At 68.5% G+C, this 19,994-nt stretch carries 21 protein-coding genes; 12 read left to right on the top strand and 9 right to left on the bottom strand.

Features of this window, described 5'->3' with window-relative positions:
• Positions 1-34: 34 nt before the first annotated feature.
• Positions 35-913 carry a zinc metalloprotease HtpX gene (gene htpX / locus AB0F72_RS04225; protein WP_360424842.1) on the bottom strand — a complete coding sequence of 293 codons (879 nt, stop codon included), beginning with the start codon at positions 911-913 and terminating at the stop codon, positions 35-37.
• 126 nt (positions 914-1,039) lie between these two features.
• Between htpX and AB0F72_RS04220 the strand changes: the two genes are divergently transcribed.
• Positions 1,040-2,050: an LLM class flavin-dependent oxidoreductase gene (locus AB0F72_RS04220; protein ID WP_360424839.1), complete on the top strand. Its 1,011-nt coding sequence runs from the start codon at positions 1,040-1,042 to the stop codon at positions 2,048-2,050.
• An 8-nt stretch (positions 2,051-2,058) separates the two neighbouring features.
• On the opposite strand, the gene AB0F72_RS04215 is transcribed toward AB0F72_RS04220, so the two are convergent.
• Entirely contained in the window at positions 2,059-3,522 is a 1,464-nt protein-coding gene (locus AB0F72_RS04215) for an NF041680 family putative transposase (RefSeq protein WP_360424836.1), read from the bottom strand.
• Between the two features lie 110 nt (positions 3,523-3,632).
• On the bottom strand, positions 3,633-4,385 hold the full coding sequence (locus AB0F72_RS04210; protein ID WP_360424833.1) for a dienelactone hydrolase family protein: 753 nt from the start codon (positions 4,383-4,385) through the stop codon (positions 3,633-3,635).
• A 90-nt stretch (positions 4,386-4,475) separates the two neighbouring features.
• Here AB0F72_RS04210 and AB0F72_RS04205 point away from each other — a divergent pair, with 90 nt between their 5' ends.
• On the top strand, positions 4,476-5,033 hold the full coding sequence (locus AB0F72_RS04205; protein ID WP_360424830.1) for a helix-turn-helix domain-containing protein: 558 nt from the start codon (positions 4,476-4,478) through the stop codon (positions 5,031-5,033).
• 9 nt (positions 5,034-5,042) lie between these two features.
• Here the strand turns inward: AB0F72_RS04205 and AB0F72_RS04200 are convergent, their stop codons facing one another.
• Complete coding sequence (locus AB0F72_RS04200) at positions 5,043-5,648, bottom strand: TetR family transcriptional regulator (protein WP_360424827.1); 606 nt, start codon at positions 5,646-5,648, stop codon at positions 5,043-5,045.
• A 103-nt stretch (positions 5,649-5,751) separates the two neighbouring features.
• Here AB0F72_RS04200 and AB0F72_RS04195 point away from each other — a divergent pair, with 103 nt between their 5' ends.
• The 4 genes from AB0F72_RS04195 (at position 5,752) to AB0F72_RS04180 (ending at position 10,453) form a co-directional block, all read left to right on the top strand.
• Positions 5,752-6,192 carry a MarR family transcriptional regulator gene (locus AB0F72_RS04195; protein WP_360424825.1) on the top strand — a complete coding sequence of 147 codons (441 nt, stop codon included), beginning with the start codon at positions 5,752-5,754 and terminating at the stop codon, positions 6,190-6,192.
• Positions 6,189-7,763 (top strand): MDR family MFS transporter, encoded by a 1,575-nt coding sequence (locus AB0F72_RS04190; RefSeq protein WP_360424822.1) that lies wholly within the window; start codon positions 6,189-6,191, stop codon positions 7,761-7,763. The genes AB0F72_RS04195 and AB0F72_RS04190 overlap by 4 nt, the downstream gene beginning before the upstream one ends.
• A gap of 178 nt (positions 7,764-7,941) precedes the next feature.
• Positions 7,942-9,522, top strand: coding sequence for a diguanylate cyclase (locus AB0F72_RS04185; protein WP_360424819.1), 1,581 nt, complete (start codon positions 7,942-7,944; stop codon positions 9,520-9,522).
• A 118-nt stretch (positions 9,523-9,640) separates the two neighbouring features.
• Positions 9,641-10,453 carry an SAM-dependent methyltransferase gene (locus AB0F72_RS04180; RefSeq protein ID WP_360424816.1) on the top strand — a complete coding sequence of 271 codons (813 nt, stop codon included), beginning with the start codon at positions 9,641-9,643 and terminating at the stop codon, positions 10,451-10,453.
• 113 nt (positions 10,454-10,566) lie between these two features.
• On the opposite strand, the gene AB0F72_RS04175 is transcribed toward AB0F72_RS04180, so the two are convergent.
• Both AB0F72_RS04175 and AB0F72_RS04170 read right to left on the bottom strand, forming a co-directional pair.
• Complete coding sequence (locus tag AB0F72_RS04175; RefSeq protein ID WP_360424813.1) at positions 10,567-10,842, bottom strand: hypothetical protein; 276 nt, start codon at positions 10,840-10,842, stop codon at positions 10,567-10,569.
• Between the two features lie 91 nt (positions 10,843-10,933).
• Positions 10,934-11,173, bottom strand: a complete 240-nt coding sequence (locus AB0F72_RS04170) for a hypothetical protein (protein ID WP_360424811.1) — start codon at positions 11,171-11,173, stop codon at positions 10,934-10,936.
• Positions 11,174-11,433: 260 nt separating this feature from the next.
• On the opposite strand from AB0F72_RS04170, the gene AB0F72_RS04165 reads away from it, so the two are divergent.
• The gene (locus AB0F72_RS04165; protein WP_014447991.1) at positions 11,434-11,670 is read left to right on the top strand and encodes a DUF397 domain-containing protein; all 237 of its coding nucleotides are present in this window, start codon (positions 11,434-11,436) and stop codon (positions 11,668-11,670) included.
• Positions 11,671-11,857: 187 nt separating this feature from the next.
• Here AB0F72_RS04165 and AB0F72_RS04160 read toward each other — a convergent pair whose 3' ends face one another.
• Positions 11,858-12,748, bottom strand: coding sequence for a helix-turn-helix transcriptional regulator (locus AB0F72_RS04160; RefSeq protein WP_360424807.1), 891 nt, complete (start codon positions 12,746-12,748; stop codon positions 11,858-11,860).
• A 269-nt stretch (positions 12,749-13,017) separates the two neighbouring features.
• On the opposite strand from AB0F72_RS04160, the gene AB0F72_RS04155 reads away from it, so the two are divergent.
• The 4 genes from AB0F72_RS04155 (at position 13,018) to AB0F72_RS04140 (ending at position 14,561) form a co-directional block, all read left to right on the top strand.
• Positions 13,018-13,332: a hypothetical protein gene (locus tag AB0F72_RS04155; protein ID WP_360424804.1), complete on the top strand. Its 315-nt coding sequence runs from the start codon at positions 13,018-13,020 to the stop codon at positions 13,330-13,332.
• Entirely contained in the window at positions 13,329-13,523 is a 195-nt protein-coding gene (locus AB0F72_RS04150) for a hypothetical protein (RefSeq protein WP_360424801.1), read from the top strand. Before AB0F72_RS04155 ends, AB0F72_RS04150 begins: the two co-directional genes overlap by 4 nt.
• A 10-nt stretch (positions 13,524-13,533) precedes the next feature.
• Entirely contained in the window at positions 13,534-13,872 is a 339-nt protein-coding gene (locus AB0F72_RS04145; RefSeq protein ID WP_360424798.1) for a helix-turn-helix domain-containing protein, read from the top strand.
• A 68-nt stretch (positions 13,873-13,940) separates the two neighbouring features.
• Positions 13,941-14,561: a malonic semialdehyde reductase gene (locus AB0F72_RS04140; RefSeq protein WP_360424796.1), complete on the top strand. Its 621-nt coding sequence runs from the start codon at positions 13,941-13,943 to the stop codon at positions 14,559-14,561.
• Between the two features lie 128 nt (positions 14,562-14,689).
• On the opposite strand, the gene AB0F72_RS04135 is transcribed toward AB0F72_RS04140, so the two are convergent.
• Positions 14,690-15,529: a phosphoribosylaminoimidazolesuccinocarboxamide synthase gene (locus AB0F72_RS04135; protein ID WP_360424793.1), complete on the bottom strand. Its 840-nt coding sequence runs from the start codon at positions 15,527-15,529 to the stop codon at positions 14,690-14,692.
• Positions 15,530-15,631: 102 nt separating this feature from the next.
• On the opposite strand from AB0F72_RS04135, the gene AB0F72_RS04130 reads away from it, so the two are divergent.
• Entirely contained in the window at positions 15,632-18,712 is a 3,081-nt protein-coding gene (locus AB0F72_RS04130; RefSeq protein ID WP_360424791.1) for a DUF3427 domain-containing protein, read from the top strand.
• A gap of 56 nt (positions 18,713-18,768) precedes the next feature.
• Here AB0F72_RS04130 and AB0F72_RS04125 read toward each other — a convergent pair whose 3' ends face one another.
• Entirely contained in the window at positions 18,769-19,992 is a 1,224-nt protein-coding gene (locus tag AB0F72_RS04125) for an MFS transporter (RefSeq protein WP_360424788.1), read from the bottom strand.
• Between the last annotated feature and the right edge of the window lie 2 nt (positions 19,993-19,994).

Raw genomic sequence — 19,994 nt, 5'->3', positions numbered from 1 at the left:
TAACAGAACTGAAATAACCGCGTGGTGCTCGAACTCACCAGTGCCGGCTGCTCGTGAGGGACGCCTGCTCGTGGAGGCGGCGGATCCGCTCCTCCATCGGCGGGTGCGTGGAGAACAGCGCCGACAGGCCGCCGCCCCGGAGCGGGTTGGCGATCATCAGGTGCGCGCTGGTGGTGAGCCGGCCGTCGGCCGGCAGCGGCATCCGCTGCGTGCCGTGATGGATCTTCTCCAGGGCGCTGGCCAGCGCGAGCGGGTCACGGGTCATCGTGGCGCCGGACGCGTCCGCCTGGAACTCCCGGTTCCGGCTGATCGCCAGCTGGATGATCGACGCGGCCAGCGGGCCGAGGATCATCATGAGCAGCAGGGCGGCCGGGTTCGGGCTGTCCTCGTCGTCGGAGCTGGTGAACGGCAGGAAGAACGCCAGCTGGGCGAGCATCGTGACGATGCCGGCGAGACCGGCCGCCACGCTGGAGATCAGGATGTCGCGGTTGTAGACGTGCGAGAGCTCGTGGCCGATGACACCACGCAGCTCGCGCACTGTCAGCAGGCGGGTGATGCCGACGGTCACCGCGACCGCCGCGTGCTGCGGGTCACGGCCGGTGGCGAACGCGTTCGGCTGCATCGCCGGGGACACGTAGAGCCGCGGCATCGGCTGACCCGCCTCGGTCGCGAGCTCGCGAACCATCGCGTAGAGCTCGGGGAACTCGGCCTCGCTCACCGGCCGCGCGCCCATCGACCGCAGAGCGATCTTGTCTGAGTAGAAGTAGCTGAAAGCGTTCATGGCCAGCGAAATGATCACGGCGACGACCAGGCCGCCGCTGCCACCCAGCCAGTAGCCCACGGTCAGGATGAGACCCGTGAGCACACCCAGCAGAGCCGCTGTCTTGAGGCCATTGTGATGGCTGGACAACATCCACTCCTTAGGCTTGCGGGCTTGTGGCCCGCACTCCAGAGAACATCGGTGACCTGCGGTTTCATCCTCGCCGAGCTGTGAGTTGGCTGGGTTTGCACTGAGTGCCGGCCGCGCTATGTTCGAGAGGTGCCAGAACGCCGCGTCCCGCTCTCCGTCCTCGACCTCGCCACCGTCCGTGAAGGGCACGGCAGCGCCGACGCTCTGCGCGGCACCATCGAGATCGCCAAAACCGCGGACGAACTGGGGTACGCCCGGTTCTGGGTCGCCGAGCACCACAACATGCCGGCCGTCGCGTCCACCGCGCCGCCGGTCCTGATCGGAGCCGTCGCCGCGAACACCCGCGACATCCGGGTCGGTTCCGGCGGCGTGATGCTGCCCAACCACATGCCGTTCGTGGTGGCCGAGCAGTTCGCCCTGCTGGAGGCGCTCTACCCGGACCGGATCGACCTGGGCATCGGCCGCGCGCCCGGCACCGACCAGGCCACCGCTGCCGCGCTGCGGGGCGTGTCGCCCTACCTGACCGTGGAGCAGTTCCCGGATCACCTGCAGACCGTGATGTCGCTGCTCGGTGACGCCCGGGCCACCGCGCCGGCCCGGCTGTCGGCGACCCCGGCGGCGGAGACCTACCCGGAGATCTGGGTGCTCGGCTCGTCGACGTACGGCGCGCAGCTCGCCGCCGCTCTCGGGTTGCCGTTCTGCTACGCGTACCACTTCGCGATGAGCTCCGACGTGGACACCGCCGCCCGGCTCTACCGGGAGGGGTTCCAGCCGTCGCCGCGATGGGCCGAACCGCACCTCATGGTCAGCGCCTCGGTGCTGGCCGCGGAGACCGCCGAGGAAGCCGACTACCTCGCCGGTCCCAGCCGGATCATGGCGTTGAGCCTGCGTACCGGCCGGCTCGGCCCGATGGTCTCGCCGGAGACCGCCGCCACCCGGGAGCTGACCGACCTGGACCGGGCGGTGCTCGGCTCGCTGCCCGGCACGCAGTACGCCGGAACCGCCGACGAGGTCGTCGCCGGCCTGGACGCCCTGGTCGAGCGGACCGGCGCGAGCGAGCTGATCCTGGCCGGCTCGGTCTACGACCCGGCGACCCGGCAGGACAGCTTGATCCGGATCGCGAAGGCGTGGGGCCTCTAGCTTGAGTTTTAACCCGTGCGGCGGGGCCGTGGCGTGGTCGAGGTCTTCTTTTTGGTTGCGCTGTTCGGTTGGTTTGTCCTGGTTGCGATGTGGACGTCGTGGCGGGTGGCTGGTCGGCTGTTGCGGTGGCCGGGTGGTCGTCCGGGTCCCGGTCGGGAGGGTTTCGGTGCGCTGGTGGGAGTGCCGGTCCGCGCGTGTAGGTGCCGAAACCCGCGCCGGACCCGTGCCGGGGTGAGCCGTTGCGGCGGCGCGGGGCGTTCCCAGGGCCTGCGTAGGTCGGTGACGAGGGTGCGGGCGATGCGTAGTTGGGTGTAGGCGGCCAGCAGGAGCCAGGTCCATCGGTCGGCGGCGGCTGGGTCGCGTAGTTTCGGGCTGGTCCAGCCGAGGGTCTGCTTGAGCATGCGGAAGGTGTGCTCGATGTCGAAACGGCGCAGGAAGGTCTGCCAGAGCAGGTTGACGGTGGTGTCGTCGGCGTCGGGGATCGATGACCACAGCCAGACTGGTTTCGCGGTCGCGCCCGACGGCAGTCGTTGCACGCGGAGCAGGATGACGGTGCCCTCGATGATCGGCAGGGCGCCGTCGTGGCCGGTCCAGGCGGTGCGGTGGGTGAGCCGGGGATGCAATCGGTTCCAGGCGAGAACGGTGGCGTCGCCGTAGAGCCTGGTCACGGTGGTGATGCTGGTGTCCGGGGTGCCCCAACTCGCGGGGTCACCGAAGCTGAACTCGCCGCCATGGCGTTTCGGCCGGCCGATCGTGTCGGGGTGCCGGGGTGGGGCCGGACGGCGCAGGACCCGGTCCGAACGCATCCGGACCAGCACTTTCACTGGTAGATCGGCGAGGAGCAGGGCCAGCCGGGGGCCGTCGTAGCCGGCATCGGCGACGATCCACATGTCCGGGTCGCCGGATTGCCACTGCCCGGCGCCGATCAGGCGTTGCACGACATCGCGCAACTGCTCGGCGGTGACCGTGGCGGCGTCGTCACCGGGCTTGAGCCGGCGGGCGTCCAGAGGCGCGGTCCACGAGTGGCGTCCCGATTCCAGGGCGACCACCATCGAGTAGGGCCAGCCCGGGACCCCGATGTGGGTGTTCTTGGTCCGGCCGTAGGTGTGACACAGCACCCGCTGCGGGCTGGTGTGTGCTTCCGGGCGCAGCCAGCACGTCACGTCCACCGCGAGCACGATCCTGCCGTCCGCGGCACGCGGCACCGGCACAGCGGCCAGGGCGGTGCGCAGCCGGTCGACGTCGATGCGGCCGCGGTTCAGCCCGGCATACAACGAGCCGTGACCCCGGCGATGCTGACCGGCCAGCGACAGCTCAGCCAGCGAACGCACCGCCGTGTCCCCGCACAACACGGCGTCCACCAGCTCGAACAACGCGTCCGCGCGAGCGGTCAGACAGCGATGGACCTCGGCCCGGAACCCGGCCAAGTGCCCGAGAGCATCAGCCGGATCCACGTCAGGCACACTGATCATCAGACAGCCCTTGATTCGGTTCTCTTCCCTAGACAAGAAGATCATCGATCAAGGGCTGTTCTCATGATCAGCCAGGGTCGATGCCACCCAGCCGTACGTTAAAACTCAAGCTAGCCGATCGGGAGGGTCCGGTCGAGCAGAGCGAACAGCGCCCGCCAGTGCCGCTGCTCCGCCGCCGCGTCGTGCATCGCCGTGTCCGCCATCGTGAAGCCGTGCGGCGCGCCCTCGTACAGCTCGGACGTGTACTTGACGCCCGCCTCGGCCAGAGCCGCCTCCAGCGCCGCGACATGCTCCGGCGTCATCGAGCCGTCGTTGTCCGCGTGTCCAAAATAGACCTCGCCGGTGAGCGCGCCGACAGCCCGGTGCGGGCTGTCCGGCTCGTCGGTGACGACCCGGCCGGCGTGGAAGCTGGCGAGTGCGGCGAACCGGTCCGGCAGCGCACTGGCCGCGATCAGCGCGTTCCGGCCGCCCATGCAGTACCCGACGATGCCGCCCGGTCCGGCCGCGACGTCCGGGCGCGCGGCGAGGAAGTCGGTGTACGCCCTGGCGTCGGCGACCACGCGCTCCGCGGTGAGCGCCCGCATCATCGGCATCAGCCGGCCGAACGCGGCGCCGCGTTTCTGCTCGTCGAGCAGTTCGTCCGGTTCGACGAGCGGGCTGCGCCGGCTGCGGTAGAAGAGGTTGGGCGCGAGCACCGCGTACCCATGTCCGGCGATCCGGCTGGCCATCTCCATGATCTGCGGCCGCAGGCCGAACGCGTCCATGAAGAGCAGGACGGGCGGGAACGGCCCGTCACCGTCGGGCGTGACGAGGTACGCGTCGGCGGTGCCGTCCGCTGTGGTGATATCGACCTGTTGCTGCATCTCGCAAACCTCCGGCGCCATCGGCGATGATCGTCCGGACCGTAACATCGGATCTCTGTCTTTCCCGGTGAACGTCGTATCCTCATGCCCATGGCCACCCGGCTGCGCGCGGATGCCCGAAGGAACCGAGCGGCCCTGCTCGCGGCCGCTCGGGAGGTTTTCGCCGAGCATGGCCTGGACGCGTCGCTCGACGAGATCGCGCGCCGGGCCGGTGTCGGCAACGCCACCCTCTATCGCCGCTTCCCCAGTCGGCGGCACCTGGTCGCCGAGGTCTTCGCGAGCCACATGACCGCCGCGGTACGCCTCGCCGAGCAGTCCCTGGAGCACCCCGACCCGTGGGCCGCGTTCGTCGGCTACCTGACCCGGGTCTGCGAGTTGCAGGCCACCGACCGCGGTCTCGCGGAACTGCTCGTCACGACCGCTTTCGACGACGATGAACGGCTCGCCGCGCTGCGCGCCACCGCACGGCGGCGGGCCGTCGACGTCCTGATCCGGGCGCAGCGGGCCGGTCGTCTGCGGCCGGACTTCACCCGGCAGGACCTGGAGTTGCTGATGATGGCGAACGCCGGGGTGGCCCAGCACTCGGCCGACCCGCAGGCCTGGCGCCGCCAGCTCGTGCTGCTTCTCGGTGGCCTGGCGACCCGGTGACGTGACCGGTCAGGCGAAGCCCCGGCCGGCCTCGGCGAGCGCCTCGGCCGCCACCTCCCAGTAGGTGGAGTCGGCCGGGTGCGCCAGCCAGGCCGTCAAGGACACCCGCAAGGCCGCGAGGAATGTCGCGGCGATCAGGTTCACCCGTACCCCCGAGGGGTCCGCAGCCGGACCCAGACGGACCGCGACCTCCGCGGCGACCTCGCGCTCCATCGCGGCGAAGGTCTGCATCTGCGCCGCGGCGAGTGAGGGGTGGCGCCGCATCAGGCGCGTCCGCGCGGTCCACTCCGGATCGAGGTCGCCCTGCGCGCTGTAGAACTGCTCGGCGGCGGCCGTGAGCGCCGCCCACGGTGACTCGTCGCGTGGGCGCGCCCGGAGCATCCCGGCCAGCTCACGCATCCGTTGATGCTGGCCGTAGAAGAGCGCCTCCTCCTTGTTCGCGAAGTAGTTGGAGAAGGTCCGCCGGGAGACCCCCGCCGCGTCCGCGATCGCCTCGACCGTGATCCGGTCCGGGCCGTGCTCCAGGGCGAGGCTCAGCGCCGCCTCGTGGAGGGCGAGACGAGTGGCCGCCTTCTTGCGCTCGCGAAGGCCCGGCTCGGTGGTCGGCACGCTCATCGGATGAGCATATCGGCGTGTGACTCAGTTCCCAATGGGAAAACTTGCGCACATGGCAACTTCGGCGCGATAGTTGTATGCAACAAGCATCACGGGAGGTGACATGGCCAGCGACACCCTGGTAGCGGCTCTGCATGAGCTGCTCAAAGCGGTTCGCCTGCTGAAGCAGAGCTCCGTCGCCCCGGTCGGCACCGTCGGCGTCCTGGCGGCGATCCGCCGTCGCGAACCCTCCGGCTGCCACATGAAGGACCTGGCCACCGAGCACGCGCTCGATCCGTCGACGATCAGTCGCACGATCGCCGCCCTGGTCCGCGACGGCCTGGTCGCCCGGGCCGCCGACCCGACCGACGGACGCGCCAGCACGCTTCGCCTCACCGATCGCGGCCAGGCTGAGCTCGACGACGTCTACGCGCATTACGACAGCCGGCTCGCCGACGCACTTTCCGAGTGGAGCCCCGAGGAGATCGCGACATTCGCCGCATCCCTGCAGCGGTTCGCCCACGACCTGATCAACCACACGCCCAGCTTGGAGGCAGCGCGATGAGCGCCCCAACCACAACTCGGGCCGACCACAGCGCGATGACGCACCGCGAGATCATGGAGGCCCTCTCCGGCCTGCTGCTCGTGCTCTTCGCCGCGATGGCCAGCTCCACCATCGTCTCGACCGCGCTGCCGAAGATCATCGGCGACCTCAACGGCAGCCAGACCCAGTACACCTGGGTCGTCACCGCGACGCTGCTCACCGCCACCGCGACCACCCCGATCTGGGGCAAGCTCTCCGACCTCTTCAGCAAGAAGCTGCTGGTCCAGCTCTCCATCGTGATCTTCGTGCTGGGCTCGCTGATCGCCGGCTTCACCCAGAACACCGAGCAGCTGATCGCCGCCCGCGCGTTCCAGGGCATCGGCATGGGTGGCGTGCAGGCGCTGGTCCAGGTCGCGATCGCCGCGATGATCCCGCCGCGGGAGCGCGGCCGGTACAACGGTTACCTGGGTGGCGTGATGGCGCTCGCCACGGTCGGCGGACCGCTGCTCGGCGGCCTGATCGTCGACTCCGACTGGCTCGGCTGGCGCTGGTGCTTCTTCATCGGCGCGCCGTTCGCGGTGATCGCCCTGATCGTCCTGCAGAAGACCCTGCACCTGCCGGTCATGCGCCGCGACAACGTGAAGATCGACTGGCTGGGCGCCACCCTGATCGCGGCCGGCGTCAGCGTGATCCTGGTCTGGGTCTCGTTCGTCGACGACTCGTTCGCCTGGGTCTCCTGGGAGACCTTCGCGATGGTGGGCGCCGGTGCGGTCCTGCTGGCCCTGGCCGTCTGGGTCGAATCCCGGGTCTCCGAGCCGGTGGTCCCGCTGCCGATCGTCCGCCAGCGCACCACGGCCCTGGCCATCCTCGGCAGCCTCGCGGTCGGCATGGCGATGTTCGGCGGTTCCGTCTTCCTCGGCCAGTACTTCCAGATCGGCCGTGGCTACAGCCCGACCGAGGCCGGCCTGATGATGATCCCCATGATGATCGGCATCCTGGTCTCCTCGACGATCGCCGGTCAGATGATCACGAAGTCCGGGAAGATCAAGCCGTACATCGTGGCCGGCACCATCGTGCTGGTCGCCGGCTTCGCCGGCCTGGCGACGCTCGACCACGACACCCCCCTCTGGTACGTCGGTATCGCGATGGCCCTGGTCGGCATCGGTGTCGGCATGTCCATGCAGAACCTGGTGCTCGCGGTCCAGAACACGGTGGCGCTCAAGGACATCGGCGCGGCGAGCTCGACGGTCGCGTTCTTCCGCTCGCTCGGCGGCACGATCGGCGTCTCGGTTCTCGGCGCGGTCCTCGCCCGCCAGGTGTCCGACTCGATGACCGAGCAGCTCACCGCGGCGGGCGCGTCCGCCGGCAGCACCTCCGGCGTCAGCGCCCTCAACCTGAGCAGCCTGCCCGAGGCGGTGCAGCACATGGTCCGGATCGCGTACGGCGACGCCACCGGCCACATCTTCATGATCTCGGCCGCGGTCGCGGTGATCGGCGTGGTGGCCGCCGTCGCGATGAAGCCGGCGATGCTGCGCAGCACTGTCGACGTCGGCACGGCCCCGGAGAAGGAGCCGGCGCTCGCCGCCAAGTAACAGCACCGCAGTTCCGATGCCCGCACCCACCCTGGGTGCGGGCATCGTCACATGTAGCAATTTGTCCGTTTACGCAGAGATACGCTCGACGAACGGAAAGTGATTTCCTTCAGTCCTGGAGCGGCGCGGTCGATCGGTGCGCGCGGCAGGGGCTGCGCATGGCAGGAGGGAGAACCGGGTGGATGAGCTCGCGACCAGCGCCGAGGATCTGTCGGCCGCCCTCCTGAAGATCGAGGACGAGCGATCCTGGAACGCGGACGTCGAGCTGAACCGCGCTCTCGCCATCGAACAGGCGGCGCTCGCCCTCGGCGACGATTCCCTGGTCGCGCGGGCCCAGCTCTGCCAGGCCAACATGCGGCTGCGCTCCGGTGACGTGTCCGGCGCCTCGGCACAGATCTGGCAGGTGCACGACTGGGCGGTCGCTCATGACGACCGGGTGCTGCTGGCCCGTACCCATCTGGTCTGGTCCTACATCCACCAGCATCTCAGCGACGCCGAGCAGGCTCTCGAGCACGCCGTGCTCGCGGTCGAGCTGCTCGACGACGACGCCACCCCGCACATGCAGGTCTGGCACCGGACGAAGCTCGCCGACGCGCTCTGGGCGGCCGGCTCGATGGACGCGGCCCGGATCCGTTACCAGCAGGCCGAGCAACTCGCCGTCGAGACCGACTCACCGGCGCTGCTCTGCCTGCTGAACAACTACGCGTTCACCGAGTTCGACACCGGCCACCAGGAGCGTGCCGAGGAGGTCGCCGAGCGGCTGCTGCGGCTCGCCGAGGAGCGCGGCGAGGAGCTCGAACCGGCGTACCTGGACACGGTCGGCTGGATCCAGATCGGCAACGGGCGGTTCGCCGAGGCCGAAGCCACCATGCGGCTGTGCATCGAGCGGCACGACGAGGGCTGTTACGACGCCGCCGACGCGCTCGCGATGTACCTTCTGACGCTCGCCCGGGCACAGCGCGGCCTCGGCGCGTACGAGCGCGCCCAGTCCACCCTGGACGCCTCCCTGGCGATGTGCCAGGAGCGCGACCTCGGGGACCTGCTGGTGCGCGTGCATCAGGAGCAGGCCGAACTGCACGCCGCCCGAGGGGAGTTCGCCGAGGCGTTCGCGGCGCACAAGACCTTCTTCACCGCGTACCAGGGTCGTCACTCGCTGCAGCAGGAGGCCCGGACCCGGACCCGGCAGGCGATGTTCGAGACGGCCGAGGCCCGCGCGGAGGCGGAGCGCTTCCGCGAGCAGGCCCGCCGTGACCCGCTGACCGGCCTGCACAACCGGCGCTACGTCGACGAGAGGCTGCCCTCGCTGATCCAGTACGACAGGGCGCTGACCGTCGCGCTCGTCGATCTCGATCACTTCAAGCAGGTCAACGACCGGCTCTCGCACAACGTCGGCGACCAGGTCCTGATCTCGGTGGCCGGCCTGCTGGCCGGCGGGCTCGCCGCCGCGTGCCCGGACGGATTCGTCGCCCGGATGGGCGGTGAGGAGTTCCTGATCGTGCTGCCCGGCATCGGTGTGCGGCGGGCCACCGCGGTCGTGGACGGCATCCGCCGGTCGATCCGCGCGCACGACTGGTTCCCACTGACCCACGGCGTGTCCGTCACGGTCAGCATCGGCGTCGCCACCTCGGACGAGGTCCCGGCCGTCACCCAGTCGGCCCTGCTGTCCACAGCGGACAGTCGCCTGTACGCTGCCAAGCACGCCGGACGTGATCGCGTCGTATCGGTCACCGACCGCTGGGAGCATGCCTCGGTGGCATGAAGATCCCGGCACTTTCGGTAGCCGGATTCGGTCTCCGGGGGTTAAGTCGGTCAATCATTGCCGCTACCCTGAACGGGCCGATTGATCGGCGACGGGGTCGTGGCGCGAGGAGGCGGTCGTGGACAAGGGCAGCAACGAGGTGGCTCCCCCCGGAGTCAACATCAACGTTCCCCATTCCGCACGCATCTACGACTACTGGCTCGGCGGCAAGGACAACTTCGCCGTCGACCGCGCCGTCGGCGAGGCCATGATGAAAGCCATCCCCGGTATGCGGTACATGGCCGGGGAGAACCGCAAGTTCGTGCACCGCGTCGCCCGCGACCTGGTGGCGAAAGAGGGCATCACCCAGTTCCTGGACATCGGCACCGGCATCCCGACCCGGCCGAACCTGCACGAGATCGCCCAGGGCCTCGAACCGTCGGCCCGCGTGGTCTATGTGGACAACGACCCGATCGTGCTGGTCCACGCCCGCGCGCTGATGATCAGCACGACGGAGGGCCGGAGTGAGTACATCTCGGCCGACGTGCGTGACCCGGGATCGATCCTCGACGACCAGGCGCTGAAAGACACCCTCGACCTCACCAAGCCAGTCGGCCTCACCCTGATCGCGATCCTGATGCTGCTCGCCGACGCCGACGACCCGTGGGCCAAGGTGGCCGCGCTGCGCGACGCCCTGCCGTCGGGCAGCCTGATCGCGATCACCCACCCGACCGCCGACTTCAACCCGGACGAGGTGAAGGCGGCCGTCGCGGCCGCCACCGGCGCCGGGATGACGCTCGTCGCGCGCACCCAGAGTGAGGTGCAGCGCTTCTTCGGTGACTGGGAGATGCTGGAGCCGGGCCTGGTCCCGGTGTCGAGCTGGCGGCCGGACAGCGAGGTCGCCGACCCCAAAGCCGCGTATTACTGGGCCGGCGTCGCGCGCAAGCCCTGAGGTCACGCCCACGTGTGAAAACCCCCGCCGGCTCGGCCCGGCGGGGGTTTTCCAGTAAAGCTCCCAAACCGGATGGGCGGTCCAGCACGGGGAACCGGACCGCCCACCCGGGGTCAGACGGGTGTACTGCGTAACACCCGCAAGCGCGGACGCTTGCACGCCGGCGGGACGGGCATCCGCCCCGCACGGATCAACATCTCCCGGACCTCGCCGGGGCGACCGGCCCGATCGATGACCACACCTCGCACGCCGAACCAGGTGTCACCGTCGTGCGGGATCGGCTTGGACAAGTCCGCACGCAGCACGCGCAGACGAATCGGCCCGATGCCGTAGCAGTAGTCCGCCTCGGCGAACTCGCAGACCGGCCAGACCGGCTCGCTCGGCCGCAACCGATCACCACGGATCCGCGGCGCTGACACACCCCACCCGCTCCGACCCGGCCGGCGCCGGGCTCGGCGTGGCTGAGCGCACCGCAAAAGGTCACTCGCGCGCGTCGGACTCACCTTCCTCGGCCGGAGCCCCGGCGACGGGGCGGTTCAACGCGTAGCGCACGCCACCGAACCGGTGCGTGACAGTGCTGGCCCGGGCCTCGGCGGCGACCACCTCATCGATCACCGGCTCGTCCCGGAAGAGCACGGACGGGTTACTCCGGCGGGACTGCTCAGAAGCCTCAGGAACGTTCGGATCGGGATGTTCGGGGCCGATGTTGGGTATCGACACACTCGTCACCTCTCGCTCAGAACGCCCCCACCAGGGGAGCCTCGCGCTGAGGCCGCAGATGTCGCTCCGCGACCGGCCCATCACCCAAAGATGTCACCCTGAGTGACAACCATTCGGTGTAGTACGTGCGTTATCATGCTCAAAATCACGTGACTACGCAAGGCCAGATGCACGTGCATCTGCATTCTCGGTCTGATTGGCACGTGACATCACCACCCCCGGGTCGATCGGCGGTCCGGGGCAGACCAAGGGAGCTTGGAATGACCTACGTGGTCAACGGCATGCCAGCCGGCCAACTGCAGGGCGCTGTCTGGCAGAAGAGCCGTCGCAGCAACCCGAGTGGCAACTGCGTGGAGTGCGCTGTCCTGCCCGGCGGTGACGTCGCCGTGCGCAACTCCCGGGACCCCGAAGGCGCCGCGCTGATCTACACGCGCGCCGAGATCGAGGCGTTCCTCGGCGGCGTTCGCGACGGAGACTTCGACAACCTCGTCGCCTGACGCACCAACGAAAACTGAACTGGGGCTGATCTTTCCGCGGTCCGGTCGCCGTGCGGCCGGGCCGTGCCATTTTCCGGCCGGGGGCGGCCGCTGCGTGCCGCTCTCTGCGTCACGGCCAGGCCCAGCGCTGCGGTGTGGCCGGCAGGCTGGGCGCGGTGTGGCCGGCAGGCTGGGCGCGTTGTGGCCGTCAAGCCGGGCGGCCTACCTCGTGCAGCAGCTTGCCGAGGATCTCCGGCGTGTGGTTCGGCGGCTCGGCGTCGATGCAGACGCGCTCCATCGCCATCGCGTACTGGTCGACGTCCTCGCGCTTGTCCAGGTAGATCGCGCTGGTCAGCTGCTCGACATAGACCACGTCCGGCAGCTCGGGCTCGGGGAACCGCAGGATCGCGAACGGACCGCCGGCGGCCGCGTGCCCGCCGGCGTGGAACGGGATGATCTGCAGCCGCACGTTCGGCATCTTCGACGCCTCGATCAGGGCCTCGATCTGCTGGCGCATCACCTCGACGCCGCCGATCGGCCGGCGCAGCACCGCCTCGTCGATCACCGCCCAGAGCTGCGGGCCGCCCGGCCGGGTGAGAATCTGCTGCCGATGCCGCCGGACCTCGACCCGCCGGTCGATCTCCTCGACGCTGGCGCCGGCATGGCCCAGCATGATCACGGCACGCGCGTACTCCGGCGTCTGCAGCAGGCCCGGCACGAATTGGATCTCATAGGTACGGATCAGAGACGCGGCCGCTTCCAATCCGAGGTAAGCCTGGAACCAGCCCGGAAGGATGTCGCTGAAGTGCTGCCACCAACCCGGGTTGTTCGCCTGACGGGCCAGCCCGATCAGCGCCTCGCGCTCGTTCGGGTCGACCACGCCGTACATGGTCAACAGGTCCGTGACGTCGCGTTCCTTGAAACTGACCCGGCCCAGCTCCATCCGGCTGATCTTCGAACCGGACGCGCGGATCTCGTAACCCGCCGCCTCCCGGCTGATGCCCTTGGACTCCCGCAGCTTGCGGAGCTGGGAGCCCAGCAGAATGCGGAGAACGGTGGGGCCACCGCCCGGCGCCTCCTCCTGCGAACCCGCGCTCACCTGACTCCTCGTCGCCGCGATGTGACTGCCCGGCACAGCCACATGCATCCTAAAGCGGAGATCGTCCGCTGCGAAACCACGCCCTGCCCTTGCACACCAGCATCTGCGCGATGCGGATGCACGTGCATCCGGCCTTGCGAACGCACTTGATGACGAGCATGATAGCTGACAGACACGTACCCGCTCGATAACACAGCGTGCCGAAAAGTCAGACTGCTCGGCCGATGTGGTCCCCGACACCCGCCTCGGCGAGAATGGTGGAGGCACACATGTCGAAGGCGCTGGCATCCACGCCGACCGTCGCCCCGCCGCAGCGCGATCCGGCGGATGTGGCCCCGGCCGAGAGCTACCGTCCCGCCGATCCGGTGTGGGTCTATCGCGACGGCTGGCGCGCCGGTGTCATCGAGGCGTCCTCCCGCCGAGCGGTCACCGTGACGTACCGGCCGGGCGGCAACCGGGGGACCGGGGTCGACACGTTCACAGCGCCCTATGTGACGTCCCGCTTCGACAGTGATCCCGGTCTCGACCACCGCGGCCTGCGCCTGGTGCGCCGCACCCCGCTGAACCGGGGACCGCTGGCATGACGGGCGCTGTGACGGTCTCCGCCATCGTCGGCCTGCTGAGCCTCTTCTCCGGCGTGGCCCTCGGGTGGTACCTGCGACGGACCAACGACTGGTGCCCGACCTGCGGGGAGCAGCTCACCTGCCACGGCGCCTGCCAGATCAGCAGCATCCGCGCCGAGCAGCCGGCCGGGTCACTGGGCCGCGCCGTGTAGCTTTGCGTCCATGACAGCGGCGGACGAAAAGCGCCTGACGTGCGTGAACAGAAACGCCGCTCTTTCCCGGGCCTTCGAGTTCCTCGGTCGCCGCTGGAACGGCGCGGTGCTCGGCAAACTCCGTGACGGGCCGCTCGGCTTCCGCGAGATCTCCCGTGAGATCGACGGCATCAGCGACTCGGTCCTGTCGAACCGACTGTCCTCTTTGGTCGCAGCGGGCCTGATCGTCCGTGTCGTCGACGCCGGCCCACCGGTGTCGGTCTCCTACAGCCTGACCGATTCGGGCCGCGCGCTGATGCCCGCTCTGGACGAGATCGCGATCTGGGCCGATCAGCATCTGACGCCGTAGTCGACCTGGTGATCATCTTCACCCGCCGAACTGTGGCTTTCTGTGCCACAGCTACTACTTTTTTAGAAGTGGATACTGTTTCTGAAGCGGGCTTGAGCCGCCCCCAGCTCGACGCCGCCGGGCGTGCCCTGCTGTTCACCGACGCGCGCACCGCCTCCTCATTCGCCCCGACCCCGGTCACCGACGCGGAGCTCACCGAACTCTGGGATCTGGCGAAGTGGCCGCCGACGGCCGCGAACACCCAGCCGTTGCGGGTGCTGTTCGTGCGTACCGAAGAAGGCAAGGCCCGCCTCATCCCGCACCTCGCCGAAGGCAATCGGCCGAAGTCGCAGAGCGCGCCGGTCGTCGCGGTGCTGGCACTCGACACGTCGTTCCACGAGCACGTGCCGCAGGTGTTCCCGCACAATCCGGGCCTCAAGGACGTGTACGAGGCGAACAAGGACCTGCGCATCACCAACGGCACGTTCAGTGCGGCGCTGCAGATCGGCTACTTCGTCCTGGCGGCCCGCGCGGTCGGCCTCGTCGCCGGCCCGATGACCGGTTTCGACAAGGCCGGCGTGGACGCCGAGTTCTTCCCGGACGGGCGCTTCGCGTCCCTCGCGGTGGTCAACCTCGGACACCCGGGCGAGAAGGCGTGGCGTGACCGGCTGCCTCGGCTGTCGCCGGAGACGACGCTCCAGTGGGCCTGAGCCCGTTGTAGAAGCGGCCCGGCGGTTCTTCCCGCCGGGCCGTCGTTCGCTGTAAGTCCAGGTGCCTTGCTTTCCGGGCGTCTTACTTTCCGGGCGTCTTGCCTTCCAGGCGTCTACTTCCGGGCGTCTTACTTCCAGGTGTCGCCGGTGAGCCGCTCGTAGACCTCGACGTAGCGCTGGCGGGTGGCCTCAACCACCTCGTCGGGGATCTCCGGCCCCGGCGCCGTCCGATCCCAGTCGGTCAGCTGGCTGGACCAGTCCCGCAGGAACTGCTTGTCCAGGTACCGCGGGACACTGCCCGGCTTCCACTCGTCCGCACTCCAGAACCGGGACGAGTCGGGCGTGAGCAGCTCGTCACCCAGCTTCAGCGTGCCGTCTTTGGCCCGCCCGACCTCGATCTTCGTGTCGGCGAGGATCATGCCCTTGGTAGCGGCGATCTCGGAGCCCCGGCGGTAGATCTCCAGCGTGACCCGCCGCAGCTCCTCGGCCAGCTCCTTGCCGACCCGCTCCACCGTCTCGTCGAAGGTCAGCGGCGCGTCATGCCCACCACCGACCGGCTCCTTGGTGCTCGGCGTGAAGATCGGCTCCGGCAGCCGGGACGACTCCACCAGCCCCGGCGGCAGCACGTTGCCCGAAATCTGGCGGTCCTTTTGGTAGTCCTTGAGCCCGGAGCCGGCCAGGTAGCCCCGAGCGATGCACTCCACCATGACCATCTCAAGCCGCTCGCAGCGGATGGCCCGCCCCCGCCAGTCCGCCGGCACGTCGGTTGCCGAGAGCACATGGTTCGGGATCACATCCGCGAGCTGGTCGAACCACCAGAGCGAGAGCTGGGTGAGAATCTTGCCCTTGTCCGGGATCGGCGTAGGCAGGATGACGTCATAGATAGAGATCCGATCCGAGGCGACCAGGAGCAGGTCGTCCCCGTCGGCATAGACGTCCCGAACCTTGCCGGAGTGCAGCAGCTCCACGTGCGTGTTCCCCTTGGTCGTGGCGGGTGGCGTGCGCTTTCCACGCTATCGAACGGGAAGCCGTGAACAGACGGCGGCCGAAAGATCGTGCACACTGTCGCAGTGGCTGACGAGTTGACCGCTGGGCTGTACGAAAACATCCTCACTGAGACGCTCGCTCATCAACTCAGGCCCCTCGACGACAGTCTCGTCGACCTCCAGGATCTGCGTTCAGCGGACGCTTCCGACCGGATCGCTCGGCTCATCGCTCGCCAAGTCGAACGCGCTCTCGATACCGTTCCGGACTCCGATCGCGTTGCAGTCGGAGTCGAGGTCGCGGGTCTTCTTCTCGACGCCCTGCAGGAGCGGCTCCCACGCTCCGGGAGTAACCTCGAAAAGCCGCGGACGCCCGGGAAGGCGCTCGCCGCGATCGGCACCTTCGATCCCAGTGGCAGTGTCAGCATTCCTCGACGACCACTCATTCCGCTGGTGGACACCACCCTGCTCACCAACTCTCCGGGGGAGCCCGCGGTCGGCAGTCAAATCCGGGCCGAAATCGAGTCGGCCGACTCGATTGACATCGTGATGGCGTTCATTCTCCGCAGTGGCCTGCGTCAACTGCTCCCGGCGCTTCGCAGGCATTGCGAGCAGGGCAAGCCGCTGCGGGTTCTGACCACCACCTACACCGGCTCCACCGAGGCTGAGGCGCTCAATCTGCTTCGCGATCTAGGCGCCGAGGTCCGGGTTTCCTACGACGTTTCGATGACTCGGTTGCACGCCAAGGCATGGCTCTTCCACCGGCAGTCGGCGCTGAGCACCGCATACGTCGGATCTTCCAATCTCTCGCATTCCGCGCAAATCGCCGGCATGGAGTGGAACATCCGGGTAGCCGCGGCGCGCAATGCAGACGTCGTCGACAAGATCACCGCGGTCTTCGAGGCTTACTGGCAGGGCGGCGACTTCGTTACGTACGACGAAGACGAGTTCCGCGCCCGGCTCGACCGTGCCCGTCCCGGCAAGCAGCAGGACTATCTCGATCTCCGGCCGATCGACATCCACCCCTTCCAAGAACGCCTCCTGGAAGAGATCGAGGCCTCCCGGCAGAACGGATACCACCAGAACCTGCTCGTTTCCGCGACGGGTACCGGCAAAACCGTCATGGCAGCGACGGATTACGCACGTCTGCGGCGCCGGATGCCCCGGGCGCGGCTTCTGTTCATCGCACACCGCCGCGAGATTCTTGAGCAGAGCCTGGCGACCTTCCGGCGAGCGATCGGAGATTTCTCGTTCGGCGAGATCTGGGCCGCCGGTTCGCGCCCGAAGGTGTACGACCACGTCTTCGCCTCAATCCAGACCCTGAACAGCAACGGTCTCGAGCAACTCGCCCGCGATCACTTCGACGTGGTCATCATCGACGAGTTTCACCATGCGGCGGCTCAGTCGTACGAGACAATCCTGAACCGGCTGGAGGCCCGGGAACTGTTGGGGCTCACGGCCACCCCGGAGCGCGCTGACGGCCTCGACATTCTGCGCTGGTTCGGCGGCCGCATCGCCGCCGAACTGCGTCTGTGGGACGCGATCGAGCAGCACCGTCTTGCACCCTTTGTCTACTACGGGATCCATGACGGCACCGACCTGACCGCCATCCCCTGGCGTCGCGGTAAGGGTTACGACACCGAAGCGCTGACAGCGGCGTACATCGAGAACACCACCTGGGTGCGCTTCGTCTACGACCAACTACGTCAGCATGTCGACGACCTCGCCACCATCCGCGGCCTAGGCTTCTGCGTGAGCGTTGCCCACGCGGAGTTCATGGCGGAACAGTTCCGCGGCTTCGGAGTGAATGCCGTCGCGGTCTCCGGTTCCACGCCGGACGACAGTCGCCGGGGAGCATTGCGCGACCTGGACGCAGGTACGGTCAAGATCGTCTTCTCAGTCGACATCTTCAACGAAGGCGTGGACGTCCCGGCCGTCGACACCGTCCTGTTCCTGCGTCCGACCGACAGCGCCACCCTCTTCCTGCAACAGCTGGGGCGAGGGTTGCGTCTCTCCAAGGGCAAGACGGTGTGCACCGTGCTCGACTTCGTAGGTCTGCACCGTCGCGAATTTCGGTTCGACCTGCGGTACCGGGCACTGCTCGGCGGGACTCGACGAGACCTGGAACGAGCCATCGAAAACGACTTCCCGTTCCTGCCTGCGGGATGTCATATGGAGCTCAATCGGGTAGCGCGCGACATCGTGCTCCGCAACATCAAAGAAGCGGTGCCCACGAATTGGAATGCGCGGGTCAAGGAGTTGCGATCGCTACACCAGGCACGGGGCAGGGTGTCGCTCCGCGAGTATCTCGCGGAGACCGGCCTGGAACTGGCCGACGTCTACGCCAACAACCGCAGTTGGTCAGAACTGCTTGAGGCTGCGAAGCTGCCGGTTGCCCCGGAAGGCCCGCATGAGAGTCGACTTCGTAACGCCATCGGGCGGTTGCAACACCTTGATGATCGGCAGCGCCTCGACAGCTACCTCGCGTTGGTACGCAACAGCGACAGGCCGCGCGTCGACGGCGCGAACCGTCGCATACTGCGGATGCTCGTCGCGTCGCTCACCGACCAGGTCCTCGGCAAGGAGGACCCCCTGGAACGCGCGGTCGACATCGTTTGGTCACATCCACAGGTATTGACGGAGCTCGACGAAATCCTTCAGGTATTGCACGATGCCCCGAACCACATACCCGCGGAGCCCCTTCCCGGAGTTCCGCTTCAGGTGCACAGCCGATACACCCGGTTGGAAATCCTCGCCGCGGTCGGCGAGGGCCGCAACGCCAAGACACCACCATGGCGGGAAGGCGTCTACGACGCCAAGGGAGTCGGCGCTGACCTGCTGCTCTTCACACTCGACAAGACGACGGGTGGCTTCTCTCCCACGACTCGGTACCGCGACTATGCGATCAGTCGTGAGCTGATCCACTGGGAGAGCCAGTCGTTCACCTCGGCGGACAGCCGAACAGGCCAGCGCTACCAACACCACGTCGCCATGGGCCGGACGATTCTCCTCTTCGCTCGTGCCCGGGTTACCGACCGGGCGTTCTGGTTCCTCGGCCCGGCCACGTATGTAAGTCACGAGGGTGAGCGCCCGATGGCCGTGACCTGGAAGCTTGAGACTCCGCTCTCCGGTGACCTCTACTCACAGTTCGCCGCGGCGATCGCCTGACGACGACAGAGCCGCCCGGTCGCGTCGGCGACCGGGCGGCTCTCGTTTCAGGTAGTTCAGGCGGGCTGCTCGATCGGGCGGCCCAGCACGAAGCTCCAGTTCAGGGAGCGCCCCTTGACCCTCGCCAGCGCCATCCCACCGGCCACCGCGGCGACCGTCGTGACCGCCCCGGCCAGGACCAGTGCGCCCCGGGCGCCCATCGAGTCGCACAGCCAGCCGATTGCCGGGGCGCCGACGATGCCGCTCAGCGACGAAACGATACCCACCGTCGCCAGGACCCGGCCTCGCATCTCCTCGGCCGTGTCCAGCTGGATCCTCGTGGAGACGACCGTGTCGAACACCACGGCGCCGGCCGCGATCGGGAGGATCAGGGCCGCGAAGCCCAGCACGTTCGGGGCCAGGCCGGACGCGAACTGGAGGACGCTGATCAGGAAGCCCGTGCCGAGCAGCACCCGCAGCGTCGACTTGCCGCTGCCGGCCAGCAGCAGGCCGCCGGCCACCGCGCCGACCGCGAACGCCGTCGACAGCAGGCCGTACGAGCCCGACGAGCCGCCCAGCGGGCCGGAGACCATCGCGGCCATCGACACCTGGTAATTGCGGCCGAGCGAACCCAGCACGAATGACAACGCCAGGACGATCAGCACCACGGGCTGCCGGAGAACGTAACGCAGACCGGCGATCACGCCACCGTCCGATGCGGACGCCGTGGCCAGGTTTCGCATTTCGCCGCTGCGCATCGCCATCAGGGCCACGATCACGGCGATGTAGGAGACCGCGTTGATGAGAAACAGCACCGACGGGCCGGTCATACCGATCAGAACACCGCCGAGCGCCATTCCGCCGATGCGGCCGGCGGAGCTGAGCACCGAGCCGAGGGCGAGCGCCGAGGCCAGCGCCTCACGGGGGATCAAGGATGATCCGAATCGGCCGAGGACCGGGCCTTCGAAGGATCCGATCACGCCCGAGGCCAGGGCCACGCCGTAGATCATCCAGTTGCCGGCGGGCAGCACCAGCGCGAGCGCCAGCAGGGCACGGATGGCCTGGCAGGCGATGAGCATGGGGCGGGCCGGGATGCGGTCGGCGAGGGCGCCGCCCCAGCTGCCGAGCAGCAGCACCGGCAGCGACTGGAGCATGACGACCGCGCCCATCTTGGTGGCCGAACCGGTCACCGAGAGGATCACCCAGTTGAGGGCCAGCACCTGCATCCACGTTCCGCCGACCGAAATCAGGTCAGCGGCCGCCCACAGTCGGTAGTTGCGCTCCTTGAGTGGCGCGAACATCG

The sequence above is a fragment of the Actinoplanes sp. NPDC023936 genome (genome assembly GCF_040639325.1).
GTDB lineage: Bacteria > Actinomycetota > Actinomycetes > Mycobacteriales > Micromonosporaceae > Actinoplanes.
Note: the sequence above shows the minus strand (reverse complement) of the source record. Positions and strands in the feature narration are given on the sequence as shown.

Excerpts from the sequence above, each read along its gene's own strand:
- AB0F72_RS04190 (WP_360424822.1), top strand. The coding sequence starts at position 6,189 with ATGAGCGCCCCAACCACAACTCGGGCCGACCACAGCGCGATGACGCAC.
- AB0F72_RS04215 (WP_360424836.1), bottom strand. The coding sequence starts at position 3,522 with ATGATCAGTGTGCCTGACGTGGATCCGGCTGATGCTCTCGGGCACTTG.
- htpX (WP_360424842.1), bottom strand. The coding sequence starts at position 913 with ATGTTGTCCAGCCATCACAATGGCCTCAAGACAGCGGCTCTGCTGGGT.
- AB0F72_RS04165 (WP_014447991.1), top strand. The coding sequence starts at position 11,434 with ATGACCTACGTGGTCAACGGCATGCCAGCCGGCCAACTGCAGGGCGCT.
- AB0F72_RS04125 (WP_360424788.1), bottom strand. The coding sequence starts at position 19,992 with ATGTTCGCGCCACTCAAGGAGCGCAACTACCGACTGTGGGCGGCCGCT.
- AB0F72_RS04155 (WP_360424804.1), top strand. The coding sequence starts at position 13,018 with ATGTCGAAGGCGCTGGCATCCACGCCGACCGTCGCCCCGCCGCAGCGC.
- AB0F72_RS04145 (WP_360424798.1), top strand. The coding sequence starts at position 13,534 with ATGACAGCGGCGGACGAAAAGCGCCTGACGTGCGTGAACAGAAACGCC.
- AB0F72_RS04200 (WP_360424827.1), bottom strand. The coding sequence starts at position 5,648 with ATGAGCGTGCCGACCACCGAGCCGGGCCTTCGCGAGCGCAAGAAGGCG.
- AB0F72_RS04210 (WP_360424833.1), bottom strand. The coding sequence starts at position 4,385 with ATGCAGCAACAGGTCGATATCACCACAGCGGACGGCACCGCCGACGCG.
- AB0F72_RS04150 (WP_360424801.1), top strand. The coding sequence starts at position 13,329 with ATGACGGGCGCTGTGACGGTCTCCGCCATCGTCGGCCTGCTGAGCCTC.
- AB0F72_RS04205 (WP_360424830.1), top strand. The coding sequence starts at position 4,476 with ATGGCCACCCGGCTGCGCGCGGATGCCCGAAGGAACCGAGCGGCCCTG.
- AB0F72_RS04195 (WP_360424825.1), top strand. The coding sequence starts at position 5,752 with ATGGCCAGCGACACCCTGGTAGCGGCTCTGCATGAGCTGCTCAAAGCG.